The sequence below is a fragment of the Natronospira elongata genome (assembly GCF_034931365.1).
In the GTDB taxonomy this organism is placed as follows: domain Bacteria; phylum Pseudomonadota; class Gammaproteobacteria; order Natronospirales; family Natronospiraceae; genus Natronospira; species Natronospira elongata.
On the sequence record NZ_JAYGII010000052.1, the window covers coordinates 1 to 12,531 of the forward strand.

Below are 12,531 nucleotides of genomic sequence, written 5' to 3' on the forward strand. Positions count from 1 at the left end.
TTAAGTGAAGCCCGCCGCCATTTCCGACGGGCCGTGCGCATGCATCCCGACGAGCATGAGTTCCAGTTCGCTCTCGCCCGAGTGGAATATGAGCTGGGTAACCTGCGTCGCGCCAGCCGCTACCTCGGAAGGGCCCGCAGCATTGGCCCGGCCCATTATGCCGAGCGATACCAGGCCAAGCTGGACTCCATCAACGAGGCCCGGGAGCGCTAGTCAGATCGGGCCCACTGCGTGGCAACGCCATTCGGTGACAGTGGGTGCAAGCTGAATGAAGGGCATATTCAGCGCCGGCGTGCCTCGCGATGGGCACGCCGGCACCGTGATTTGCTGGGCTTACAGCCGGTAGCGGAAGACTTGACCATCCTCGTCAACGAAGAAGGCCGCGCGGCCGTCGGCGCTGACAACCGGGCGATCATCAAAGCTGCCGAAGAGGAAGCTGCGGAGGTCTTCCCAGGCGACCAGCGGGCCGGTTTCGCCATTGCGCAGGTCCACTGCACGCAAACCACCGCTATTGTCATCCTCGGAGAAGGCCATGAGAGCCGATGGCAGGACTTGCACCACGACTCGATCGTCACCCCGGTGGAAGTCACCCACGTGCTCCGTCTCGGTGTCGAAGGCGACGGTGCCGTCGTCGGCATTGATGGCTGCGACACCACCGGTGTGAATGATGGCGATGCGGTCATCACTGGCCATCAGGCCCATGGTGTCGCCAAAGCCCATGTCATTCAGGTCGAGCTCATAAGCGATTTCATTGCTGTTGAGATCAACGGCGTAGAGGACTTCGGGGCCGGCGACGAAGGCCATGTTGCGCTGACCATCCACGATGGGCTCAGAGATATAGGGGGCCGCTGACGTCAGGCCGGGGGTTTCCATTTCCGCGGTCCGCCAGAGTTCCTCGCCATTCTCCAGTGACAGTCCGGCGGCACCCCCTACATTGGAGTCGCCAAAATAGCGGCCGGCACCCCAGGCGATCAGTTGATCACCATGGAATTTGAGATCACCAAAGTAGGTACTGGTCTCCTCGCTTTCCCAGAGAATGTCACCACTGCTCAGATCAAGGGCGCGAATCCGGTGAGGGGCGCCGACACTGACCAGGTCACCATCCTCGCCATGGGTCCAGGCGACGTGATAGATGACCCCGTCCCGAATGGCGGGCTCCGGTGCCGGCAGGTAGTGACGGTCGGTGAACTCGCCACTGCGGCGGTTGGTCGTGCCTTCCCAGGCCTTGCTTCCGTCGTTGAGCTGGAATACCTGCATGGGAGAGGCATCGATCACAGCATAGCCTTCGGCCACCTGCATGCCATGGGTGTCGCGGCCACTGTGCTCCTGCTTCCAGCGGACCTCTCCGTCCGGGGAAATCCGTGCCAGGTGATAGGATTCCGCTGCCTGCAGCCGGGACAGGTCACGGCCAGTGGACAGCACCAGATAATCCCCATTGTCCAATGTCTCCACCGACCGGATGCCCGGACCCTGGAAGTCTTCCAGACGCCAGAGTTCGAAGCCGGTGCTGGCATCCAGCTTGATCAGACCGTCAAAGGTCTTGAGGAGAAGCCCTTCGCCATCGTCCACTGGCCTGGCCAGGTGCTGGGCAAAATGACGCTGCCGTTTACGCTGGTCCAGTGTGGATTCCCCTTCACCGCCCAGGGCGGCGGCAACCCGGTCGACCGCCTCGCCGATGATTTGCTCGTACTGTTGAAGGCTGTAGTTGTATTCCTGGGAATGCCAGGCCTTATCGCCGGAACTCAGATGCACCGCGGTGATGCGCTCTCGTGCCCCGTGGTAGTCAAACATCAGGGCCAGGTCCGCCTCGGGCAGAACCAGGGCGTTGGAGCTTTCCGCCCGCAGGCGGTAGGCTTCGGTCCCGCCCACGCTGATCGTCATCTGCCAGTTGGCGGCTTCCCCGAAGCCACCGAGCACCTGACCATCATGGCCATCGATAATATTGAGATTGCGGGGGTTACCCACCACCAGGCGACTGCCATCATCGCTGACATGAGTCTCGGCCAGGCGGCTCACTTCCACCACCGATTGCCAGTCCGCTTCTGTTTCCGGCTCCAGGGTTGCGCAACCCTGGGTCAGCAGACCACCCAGACACAGTCCGGCCAGAACCCGTTTCTTGTTGATTTCCATACAATTCCTCCCTTACATGAAAAAATCTGAAGCCCATCCAGGGCTCCCGGCAACCCCAGCGTGAAACAGATTTCCACCCCTTACATCCCCCCAGGTGGGCCCCTCCATGCCCCCTCGCCAATGGACAAAGCAGCTTCTTGCCGGCTGATGCGAGAATTGACGCTTGAGCAGCGCAGCATTACCGCCTAGGCTGCAATGGAGTGACTCGGAGAATCCCTGATGGCAAGAACGGTACAGGATTGGCTGGAGGCCTATGGCGAGAGCCACCGACACCCCGTCAACAAACGGATCCACTGGATCTGCGTGCCCCTGATAGTGCTTAGCCTGATCGGGCTGCTCTGGTCCATACCCGTGCCCGAGCCCTTGCAGGCAATGGCTGCGCCATTCAACTGGGCCAGCCTCTTTCTTCTGGCCGCCGTCCTCTACTATCTCTTGTTGTCCCCGGCCCTGGCACTGGGCATGCTGTTGTTCTCCATCCTGCTCCTGGTTGTGACCTGGGGGCTGGACCAGCTCCCTGTCCCCCTATGGGCCCTTGCCCTGGCCATCTTTGTCCTGGCCTGGATTGGTCAGTTCATTGGCCATCGAATAGAAGGTCGCAGTCCCTCCTTTTTTCAGGATTTGCAGTTCCTGATGATCGGGCCCCTGTGGTTGCTCGCCCATCTCTATCGGGCCCTGGGCATTCGCTATGGCTGAAGCCCTGGTGGCATGCTTGCACCGAGCCGCATGGACGGTTCTGCTCGGACTACTGGCGACGACATCGATCCATGCCGCTGAGCCCGACATCACCTTGCAGCTTCGCTGGAAGCATCAGTTTCAGTTTGCCGGCTATTACGTGGCCAAGCAGGAGGGGCTGTACGAGCAAGCTGGCCTGTCCGTAAGATTGATCCAAGGTGGGCCCGATGCAGCCAAGCCCCTTGAGGCCCTTTTGGCCGGCGAAGTGGATTTTGCCATTGCCAAAAGTGGGGTCGTCATCGAGAGAATGCGAGGGGAACCGGTGGTGGCGCTCGCGGCCATCATGCAGACCTCGCCGAATGCCTGGCTGGTTCGGGCCGATGCCGGTATTCACACGCCGCTGGATCTTGTGGGCAAGCGATTGATGCTCATGCCCGGCCATGAAAGTGCCGAACTGCTGGCCATGTTACGGCGGGAAGGTGTGGATCTGGATGAGCTTGAGTTGCTGCCCACCTCTCATGATCTGGATGACCTGGTAGAAGGGCGGGTGGATGCCTACGACGCCTACGAGACCAATGAACCCTGGCAGCTGAAGCGAAAGGGGATTGACTATCACTTGATCAAACCTCGGGCCTATGGGGTCAACTTCTACAACGATGTTCTGGTCGCCCATGAGTCATTGATTGATCAGGAACCCGCTGTGGTGGATGCCTTCCTGGAGGCCAGTCTGGAGGGCTGGCGACGAGCACTTGCCGAGCCCGAGAAGACTGCCGCCATGATTCAGGCGAACTACGCGCCGGAACGCTCATTGGCGCATCTGCAGTTCGAAGCCGAGGGCCTGGCTGAACTGATCATGCCGGAGCTGGTGGCGCTGGGGCATATGAATCCAGGTCGTTGGCAGAGTATTGCGGAAAGCTATGTGGCGCTGGGATTCGCGGACGGCCCGGTTGATTTGGGTGGCTTCCTCTATGAGTCGCGGAGTGCGACGGACTACACCATGGCTTATCGAATGGCAGCCGGCGGTTTTTTCCTGCTGCTATTGGCCAGTCTCCTGGCAGCTCATTTTGCGCGACTCAATAATCGACTGCGCCGAGAGGCTGCAAGACGAATGGCCGTGGAGGAGCGCCTCCGTGAGCATCAGGCTGAGCTGTTCCGCTTGGCAAATACCGATGCCCTGACCGGACTCTGGAATAGGCATCGCTTTGAAGAGGTGGCGGGGCGTGAGATCCGACGCGCTCGACGTTACGGCCATCCCCTCTCCGTTATTTTCATGGATCTGGATCATTTCAAGCCAATCAATGATCAATATGGGCATGCGGCCGGTGATGACGTGCTTCGTACCGTGGCCGAACTGATTCGGGAGTGTCTGCGCGAGTCAGACAGCGTATGCCGCTGGGGCGGTGAGGAGTTCCTGGTTCTGGTGCCCCATGGCTGCCCGGAGGATGCCTATCGGTTGGCCGAAAGAATTCGCCAGCGTGTGAAGGATTGTCATGATGCTGAAGGTGGCGGCATCACTGCCAGTCTGGGGGTGGCGAGCCTAGGGGAGAGTGAAGACTTGCATGGACTGCTTCAGCGGGCTGACGGGGCTCTGTATCAAGCCAAGGAGGCAGGTCGTGATCGGGTTAAAGTGGCCCGGCCCGTCTCGGATTCCTGATGCCCCCGGAGCTATTGATTAAAGCGCCTTGGCTTATGGGCTTTCGGCCTGTGGCGCGGCAACTCTGGCATGCAGTCGGATGAAATGCCAGCGAGGATGGAAGTAAAGGGTATGGCGCTGGCCACTGGAATCCTCTGCAATGACCCGGTCAATCAGTTGGCCATCGCGGATCAACTCTCGCTCCACGCCGTGCAGGCCCAGTCTGAGCAGCAGGGCATGGCTTTCCTGTATGGAAATGGTTTCAAAGGCGGTGTCTGCGCTCCGCCCGTCCCCGGTTGCCAGCGCCCGGTCTGTGATTTCCAGAAACCAGTCCATATGCAGCCGGGAAGCGATCCCCAGGCCGGCCTCTTCATAGGCAAGGGCAGCATATAGATGCCCCTGGGCATCTACCGGGCAGGACTCCAGCCAGTCCCGCATCAGCTCCCCGGCGGCACCGGGGCGGCCGTCTTCCATCGCCTGGGCGAACTCGCCGTCCGGCCGATTCAGCTCACAACGCTGGTGGAAGTCCTTGCGGCGGGCGTAGTGTTTTCGCAGATCACCGGCATTGGGCTGCCCCCGCCATTGGGCCTTGAGGGTCGAATCGGAGGGTTCGATCAATTCTCCTTCCGATTCCAGCAGCATGCGCTGATAGTCGCCTGCCAGGCTTTCGCCGGGAGTGGGAGAGGGTGTCATGCTCGCGCATCCACTGAGCAAGGAGATTGCCAACAGGCAAATGACTGGCCCAGGGATTTTAAGTCCAAAGATTGGCATGCTCACGGTGCCTCCTGCTTTCGCTGGAAACTAACAGGCCGTTTCAATCGCGGCAAGGGAGGCTGCCGGTCTGGCCGGGGCATGGAGCTCCGGCCAGTGGCTTATTGGACTGCGGGCTAGCGGTCTTCGAGGCGGTACTCGATGGTTTGAGTCGCCTGTCGCTCCACCGGTCGTCCATCGACAATGCGTGGTGCGAATCGCCAGTGCTGGATGGCTCTCAGGGTGGAACGGTCAAACACACGCCGGGGATACGCGTCGATCACCCGGGCATCAGCCACGGTGCCGTCTGCGCGGATGGTAAAGGCGACCTGCACCCAGCCTTCAATGCCCTGCATCAGGGCTTCCCGTGGCCACTGGGGCTCAATCCGCACCAGGGGGATCACATCACCGTCCCGGCCTTCATCCCGGACTCCGCCATGCAGCATGCCGCCCAGGGGAATGCCGCCTGCTATGCCCTCCAGCCGGGGCATATCCAGTTGCCGCTGGTGTTGTGCCGGTGGCAGGTCCAGCTGCATGGCCAGGTCCAGCGTCGGGGGCGGGGGAGGCCGTTCCGGTGGTGGCTCGGGGGGATGCCGCTGGCGCTCCCGTACCCGTTCATCGCGCTCAACGCGGATGAACTGAATTTTTTCTCCTTCCATCCGATCAATGGAGACATCGCCATCCACACCGATCAGGGTCTGCATCAAAACGAACAGCAGGCCCGCTACCAGGCCGCCTCCCAGTAGTGAGATCAGGACTCTCATTACAGCTACCTCCCCGCCACATGGGACGGACCGGGTCAGGCGCTGTCTCTCCGGGCTTCGTCCATTTCTTCAATGGCCCGGCCGGTGGATGGGCGCTCACCGATTAAGACCGGCTTTCCGGTAAACGGTTCTTGCCGGGGCCATTCAGACATCGCCGTCTGTCGGAAAGTGGTCGGCCGAAAACAGTCCGCCCGGACCGGCCTTGGCGGCCGACCCGGGCGGATTGATTGCCTTGAAGCTGAGGCCCTGGCTTAACGATCCTCCAGTCGAAACTCAATTACCTGAGTGGCCGTCTGTTCCACCGGCCTGCCATCCACCATCCTGGGCCGGAATCGCCAGCGCTGGATGGCGCGCATGGCTTGCTGGTCAAACAGTCGCGGCGGGTGAGATTCGATCACCCTGGGCTGCTCAACGGAGCCATCGGGGCCTACCGTGAACTGGATCTTCACCCAGCCCTCAATGCCGTCGAGCACGGCGCGGCGGGGCCATTGCGGCTCGATCCTGACCACCGGGCTCAGGTTCTGTTCACCTTGCCCCTCCCTGGAAAGGGGCCCCCCGGGGATGGGGATGCCTTCGGAGATCAGCGTATCCGGGAGCTCGGGAAATTCCACCTTATCCACTGGCGACTCGGTGGCGTGGCTGACATCGATCGTCTCCGGTACCTGGGGTTGTTCCGGCGGTTCGGGCAGCGTTCGGTCGATGGTCTCCACCCGCTCTTCCCGGTCCACGCGAACAACGTCAATGGCGGGGCCTGACTCCGGTTTGTTCACGGTTTCCCCGTCAACATCCACCAGTGTCTGCATGAGCAGAAAGATCAGTCCGGTGACAAGGGCAGCCGACATGGCGGCGACAAGATAGCGCATCAATCCCCCTTTCCGCGTATAGCGGTCCAGCGTGATGAACCCGGCTTGGCAGGCAGTCCGTCACGGAAAGGTGGCCCGGCCCTGCGCCTAGCGGATGATGCCCTCTCGACGCAGTGCACCGATACTGGCTGAATCCAGTCCAAGCCTATCTTTGAGCGTAGTTTCCGTGTCCTCGCCTGGCAAGGGCGGCGGTTTGCTGGAGTCAGCCCAGTTCGTGCCCGACAGCAGTGGGTTGGCCACGCTCGGTACCCCGCCCAGTCGCTCATGCCAAAGGGTCCTGGCCAGGCCGCGATGACGGACCTGGGGATCATCGAATACAGCCGCCATATCGTTTACCGGCCCGGCCGGGACTTCCGCTGCTTCCAGCAGGTCCAGCCAATGCCGACGCGGTTGTTTTGCCAGGACCTGCTCGATCAAGGGGAGAAGTTGTTCCCGGTTTGCCACCCGGTCGGCATTGCGGCGAAAGCGTGGATCGTCGGCCAGGTCCGCCTGATCCAGGACCTGACAGAGGCGCTGGAATTGGCCGTCATTGCCCACTGCCAGGACCAGCCAGTCATCGGCCGCGCGAAAAGCCTGGTAGGGAACAATGTTGGGGTGGGCGCTGCCCATCCGTCCCGGAATCTGACCGCCGACCAGATAATTCATCGCCTGATTGGCGAGCGTGGCCACCTGGACATCCATGAGGGCCAGATCAATGTGCTGACCCTGCCCGGTGGCTTCCCGTTCCCGCAGGGCGGCGAGACAGCCAATGGTGGCGTAGAGACCGGTCAGGATATCGGTGAGGGCGACCCCCACCTTGACCGGCTCTCCGCCCTCGTCGTCACGGGGGCCGGTGATGCTCATCAAGCCGCCCATGGCCTGCAGCAAGAGGTCATAGCCGGCCCGCTCCCGATAAGGGCCGGTCTGGCCGAAGCCGCTAATGCTGCAGTAAATCAGGCCCGGGTTGAGTGACGACAGGCTGGTGTAATCAAGGCCGTAACGAGCCAGCCGGCCCGGCCGGAAATTCTCCAGCAGGATGTCGCTGTCCGCGGCCAGTTGCCTGAGCAGCTCCTGGCCACGGGGGTGGGAAAAATCGATACCCACCGAGCGCTTGCCCCGGTTGCTGGCAAGAAAGTAGGCGGATGGGCCGTCTTCGCCATTCTCCCCGCCCAGCCAGGGCGGCCCCCAGCCACGGGTTTCATCACCCCCGTGAGGGTGTTCCACCTTGATCACCTCCGCGCCCAAATCCGCCAGTAGCTGGCTGGACCAGGGACCGGCCAGCACCCGACTGAGGTCGAGTACGCGCACGCCCGCCAAAGCCTTCATCGTCTCTTGACTCCCCTGTTTTCCGCGGGATGGTAGCATTAGCGTTTTTTCGGGGCCTCCGGCTTGAGCGGCGGGGCCGACCGGCGGACCCATTCGCGGCTCTGCCAGCTGCAATCATCAGCACCAAAGGAAGGGAAATGGAAGGGGAATCTCAGCAGTTGCCGGCCCCCGACGCCGCACTCAGCACTCGCGTGGGACTGGCCTGCGCCAACAGCCGCAAACGGATTCTGTTTATTGAGCACCAGGGCGAGAAGCTGTGCATCAAGCGGGCACAGCGCAACCCCGGTCGGCGCGTGACGGCATGGTTCACGCGACTCCTGCTCCAGCCCCTGTGCCACCATCCCGTCAAATTGAGTGCGGTGATCGCGCCCGATCGCCAGGAAGGCCTCCACCACGAAGCCACGCGGCTGATGCAATACAACCGCGCGGGTGTGGCGACACCGAAGCTGAAGGCGGTGAGCGATTACTGGTTTGCCATGAGCGTGCCCGGCATCTTGTTCGGCAATGCCCTGCGCGAGGGCGACCAGGCTGAACGGGAGGCCCTGCTGCGAGACGCAGTGATTGCCCTCGCCGACTTCCATGAAGCCGACCATTGGCACGGCGGGGCCCAGATCAAGAACCTCCTCTACGGCGACGGGCAAATCTACCGAATCGATTTCGAAGAACGCCTCGCCACGGCCTTCGATCTGCCGCTGATTCAGGTCTGGGACGTTTTCGGTTTCATGATGTCGGTGGGAAGGCTCCGCAAGTATTTCGATATTCCCACCCGCGAACGGCTGATCGAGACATTGGTCCGTGAGTATCTCGCCCGCGGGGAGCGTAAGCAGCTACAGGATCTTCTGGCCCGTTTTGCCCGCCGCGGTCTGACCTTGGTGGAGCGCTTTCGCTTCACCCGTTACCTGGGAGCCAAGCGCTCCCTGGAGCGGGTGGAAATGGTCAGCCAATACATCCTGCGCGGATGTGATTGATACATCGGCCACCATTCCTGGTTTGTTGCCGCTAGTCGGTTTCCACGACCTCGTAATCATGGCTGACCTTGACGGAATGACCCAGCATGATGGAGACCGAGCAGTATTTGTCCGCCGACAGGCGAACTGCCCGTTCCACGTGCTTGTCCGAGACGTCCTTGCCACTGACGATGAAGTGCATGTGGATGCGGGTAAATACCGCCGGTGGCCCCTCGGCCCGTTCGGCGCTTAGCTCCACACGGCAGTCATCCACCCGCTGGCGCGCTTTTTTCAGGATTCCCACCACATCCACGGAAGAACAGCTTCCCGCGGCCAATAGCACCATTTCCATGGGGCTGGGCGCGGTGGCACCCTGATTGCCGTCCATGACGACCCGGTGGCCGCTCTCGGATGTGACCAGAAATGTTTCCTCACCAACCCACTGCACACTGGCTTTCATTGCGACAAATCTCATTCTTGTGTGGACCAGGAGGGCGGCACTGGCCGCCCCGATGCAGCCGGAAGCCTTTCATAGCCGCCGGGACACGTCAATTCCCGGCCATGGTGTCCCGGCATAGAGGAGCCGCCCCGGTGGGGTGCCTCGTTGGGGGGGGTGGTGCCGTATCCAGGCCTCCGTAGAATGGCTTACGACGGCAAGGCGGCCAATTCAGTGTCGCCCGGCAGTTCCGGCAAACCTAGAGTACGAGGTGAAACGAAATGAACGACTCAATCATCAACCCGATCTCCCGCCCGGGGCAGATTGCTCTCACGCTGGTCGGCGCCAGCTTCCTGGTTCTCGGCTGTAATTCCAGTAGCAGCAGTGATGGGCCGGTGGGCATGAATAACGCCGATGCCGCTGCCGCTGCCATGGTCGCCATCGGCATGGCCGAGGGAATCGACGATTTTATCGATGATCCCGAAGACGATGACATGGGTGTGCTGGCCCGGGCCATGCAACAAGCGGCTACCAATCAATGTACCGGCGATGGTCACTTGTACACCAGCGAAAGCACCGTCTCGGGTTCTGATGTCAACGTAGAGGATGCCTTTGGCTATACCGGTAGCCTGGAGATGGTGGAGATTGACGCTGACTGCGTCATGGATACCCAGGATTTCTATAGCGAAAGCCGTGGTTACATCCGCATGGCTCACTCCCCCACCGAATCGGTCGTGTTTGGAGAGGTCACTCCCGGTCCCGGCCAGTCAGCGGATGCCGGTGCCTATGTGAGTGTCATGGACGGTGCTGGCATGAACATGGAGAGCAGTCAGCAGATGTACATGCACGCCTGCTTCGGCTGCGTTGAACTGGGCGGTGGCGAGAACATGGAGATGCGCATGTTCTCTGATATCCAGATGCAGTCAAATATGGCTGGAGACAGCGGTTTTGACATGCATATTCGTTTTGGAACCAGCACCACTGACCGGGCAGTATTCAAGCTGCAGGAGCTGGGCGGTGGTCAGGTGGAATACAGCGTGGATGGCTTCATGGGCGTTGAGACGCACCTGGATGCCTGTAGCTGGGCGGCGACTCTTGAAACTGTCCAGCCCCTGACCGCCCAGGGTCTGACCACCAATCAGCCCAGCATCACGGGTGGCCAGCTCAATGTCACGCCTGAAGATAGCAACGATACCATGGAAGTTCAGTACCACAGTGACGGCAGCATCACCGTCAACGGCAATACCATCACCATGGAAGATATCGAGGAACGAATTCAGACCTGTGACCAGGTTTGAATCCGAATCTTGGGTACAGAAAACGCCCCGGCAGCACCGGGGCGTTTTTTCATTGGTTCCACGACAAGCGCAGGGCAGCGGTCATGATCAGCAGCCAGCCGCCGATCAGGCACAGCCCACCCAGGGGAGTGATGGGGCCCAGCCAGCGCCAGCCGGTAAGTACCATCAGATAGAGCGAGCCGGAAAAGAGCAGCATGCCGGCCACCAGCAGCCAGCCCCCCGTTCGCAGCAGTGCTGAATCCAGCCAGACCGCCACCGCCGCCAGGCCGAGCAAGGCCAGGCCATGGGCCAGGTGGTATTGCACAGCGGTCTCCCACACCGCCAGCCCCCGTTCCAGGGGCAGGCTGTCCTCGTTGGCCCGCAGACCATGAGCGCCAAAGGCCCCCAGGCCCACGGCAAGGGCCATATTGAATCCGGCCAGGCAGAGCATCCAGAGACTGAAGATATTCATGAGTCCACTCCCGATTCATTGGGCAAAGCGCCATTGTCCTCAGACCGAGCCTTTCTGGCCAGCGGCGAAGGGTAGTCCGCCAGCATGCTATGTTGTTGACTGTGAGCGCGAATGGATTGATCAGAGTGTCCAGGAGGAGAAATTTCATGCCAGCGCCCAAGGAACTGCTCATTGTTGGCCGTGGTGCCATGGGCAGCATGTTTGCCAAGCTACTGAAAGACAGAATGACGGTGAGCAGTTGGGACCGGGATCCGGAGAGCGGGGTTGAGAGTGATCCGCTGGAAACCCTGGCCGCCCGGGCTGAGCGTGTGCTGCTGGCGGTCCCGGCCTCGCCCCATGATGAGCTGGCCCGTCGGCTTGCCCAGTCACTGCCCGAGCACAGCCTCTGCTTTTCCATCGCCAAGGGGCTCGACAGCCAGGGGCGAACGCCCGCCGAATGCATGGCCCGTCATTTTGGCGATAATGGCCCCATCGACTGGGGCATGATCTGTGGCCCCATGATTGCCCGCGATCTCAGTGCAGGCCGGGATGGCTTCGCCGTCGCCGCCGGTAGCAGCCATGAAGCCGCGCGCACCATACAGAGCCTCTTTCGCGATACTCCATTGCGTCTTGATGCGGACAGCGATGTCCACGGCGCCTGCTGGGCCGCCATTCTCAAGAACGTTTACGTGCCGTTGATCGGCGCCGCCGATGCCTTGGGTCTCGGCGATAACCTCCGTGGCTTCCTGATCATGGAGGCCCTGGCCGAGCTGGCCGGCATTGTCGAGGCCTTTGGCGGTCGCCGCGAGACCGCCTACGGGCCGGCGGGGCTTGGTGATCTCATCACCACGGCCACCAGTGCCAACTCTCACCATCGCGGCCTGGGAGAGGCATTGGCGCGGGGTGACCGCAGTGGCATTGCGGTCAAAAACGGCTATGTTCGTAGTGAAGGCGTGCATACCGCCATGGTCATGGACGAACAGCAACGTCTCGATGTGTCCGGCTTTCCTCTCTATCGTGCCGCCACAGCCCTTCTCAAGGGCTCGGGGTCTCCCGCGGAGATCCTGCCGGCCTACCTGGGTGAGCGCTTCGGCTGAGCGCTCGCCCGGCAAGAGTAACTGACAGCGGGGGGACTGGAAGGGGAATCCGCTATGCCCAGTTCAAGGAATGCATTGGCCGCCGTTCTGATTCTGTCGGCCTTGAGTCGTTCACCGGCGGTGGCCACGGAGCCCGCTGTCCGCGTACTCACCGGGCAAGACCTGAGCCGCAGCGGTCTGGCCAGCGTGGGGGACGTACTTCAGCG

Annotated in this window: 13 protein-coding genes; 6 read left to right on the forward strand and 7 right to left on the reverse strand. The window is 61.5% G+C overall.

All coding sequences use genetic code 11. The features are described 5' to 3' along the window. Positions 1–213, forward strand: a 213-nt coding sequence (locus VCB98_RS12960) for a tetratricopeptide repeat protein (RefSeq protein WP_346053223.1), incomplete at its 5' end; no start/stop codon positions are given. Between the two features lie 120 nt (positions 214–333). Here VCB98_RS12960 and VCB98_RS12965 read toward each other — a convergent pair. Next, complete coding sequence (locus VCB98_RS12965; protein WP_346053225.1) at positions 334–2,130, reverse strand: outer membrane protein assembly factor BamB family protein; 1,797 nt, start codon at positions 2,128–2,130, stop codon at positions 334–336. Between the two features lie 219 nt (positions 2,131–2,349). On the opposite strand from VCB98_RS12965, the gene VCB98_RS12970 reads away from it, so the two are divergent. Then, positions 2,350–2,823, forward strand: coding sequence for an Mpo1 family 2-hydroxy fatty acid dioxygenase (locus tag VCB98_RS12970; protein WP_346053227.1), 474 nt, complete (start codon positions 2,350–2,352; stop codon positions 2,821–2,823). Between the two features lie 16 nt (positions 2,824–2,839). Further along, positions 2,840–4,456 carry an ABC transporter substrate-binding protein gene (locus VCB98_RS12975; RefSeq protein ID WP_346053229.1) on the forward strand — a complete coding sequence of 539 codons (1,617 nt, stop codon included), beginning with the start codon at positions 2,840–2,842 and terminating at the stop codon, positions 4,454–4,456. A gap of 33 nt (positions 4,457–4,489) precedes the next feature. On the opposite strand, the gene VCB98_RS12980 is transcribed toward VCB98_RS12975, so the two are convergent. The 4 genes from VCB98_RS12980 to VCB98_RS12995 all read right to left on the reverse strand — a co-directional run bounded on the left by VCB98_RS12980 (position 4,490) and on the right by VCB98_RS12995 (position 8,117). After that, the gene (locus VCB98_RS12980; protein ID WP_346053230.1) at positions 4,490–5,128 is read right to left on the reverse strand and encodes a hypothetical protein; all 639 of its coding nucleotides are present in this window, start codon (positions 5,126–5,128) and stop codon (positions 4,490–4,492) included. 194 nt (positions 5,129–5,322) lie between these two features. Beyond that, entirely contained in the window at positions 5,323–5,949 is a 627-nt protein-coding gene (locus tag VCB98_RS12985) for an energy transducer TonB (RefSeq protein WP_346053232.1), read from the reverse strand. 251 nt (positions 5,950–6,200) lie between these two features. Next, positions 6,201–6,812, reverse strand: coding sequence for an energy transducer TonB (locus VCB98_RS12990; RefSeq protein WP_346053233.1), 612 nt, complete (start codon positions 6,810–6,812; stop codon positions 6,201–6,203). Between the two features lie 87 nt (positions 6,813–6,899). Continuing rightward, complete coding sequence (locus VCB98_RS12995) at positions 6,900–8,117, reverse strand: CaiB/BaiF CoA transferase family protein (RefSeq protein WP_346053235.1); 1,218 nt, start codon at positions 8,115–8,117, stop codon at positions 6,900–6,902. Positions 8,118–8,254: 137 nt separating this feature from the next. Between VCB98_RS12995 and VCB98_RS13000 the strand changes: the two genes are divergently transcribed. Next, on the forward strand, positions 8,255–9,085 hold the full coding sequence (locus tag VCB98_RS13000) for a BUD32 family EKC/KEOPS complex subunit (protein WP_346053237.1): 831 nt from the start codon (positions 8,255–8,257) through the stop codon (positions 9,083–9,085). Positions 9,086–9,116: 31 nt separating this feature from the next. Here the strand turns inward: VCB98_RS13000 and VCB98_RS13005 are convergent, their stop codons facing one another. Continuing rightward, positions 9,117–9,524: an OsmC family protein gene (locus VCB98_RS13005; protein WP_346053239.1), complete on the reverse strand. Its 408-nt coding sequence runs from the start codon at positions 9,522–9,524 to the stop codon at positions 9,117–9,119. Between the two features lie 257 nt (positions 9,525–9,781). On the opposite strand from VCB98_RS13005, the gene VCB98_RS13010 reads away from it, so the two are divergent. Then, positions 9,782–10,798: a hypothetical protein gene (locus VCB98_RS13010; RefSeq protein WP_346053241.1), complete on the forward strand. Its 1,017-nt coding sequence runs from the start codon at positions 9,782–9,784 to the stop codon at positions 10,796–10,798. A gap of 49 nt (positions 10,799–10,847) precedes the next feature. On the opposite strand, the gene VCB98_RS13015 is transcribed toward VCB98_RS13010, so the two are convergent. Next, complete coding sequence (locus tag VCB98_RS13015; RefSeq protein ID WP_346053243.1) at positions 10,848–11,249, reverse strand: DUF423 domain-containing protein; 402 nt, start codon at positions 11,247–11,249, stop codon at positions 10,848–10,850. A 146-nt stretch (positions 11,250–11,395) separates the two neighbouring features. Here VCB98_RS13015 and VCB98_RS13020 point away from each other — a divergent pair, with 146 nt between their 5' ends. Next, complete coding sequence (locus VCB98_RS13020; RefSeq protein ID WP_346053245.1) at positions 11,396–12,325, forward strand: hypothetical protein; 930 nt, start codon at positions 11,396–11,398, stop codon at positions 12,323–12,325. Positions 12,326–12,531: the final 206 nt, after the last annotated feature.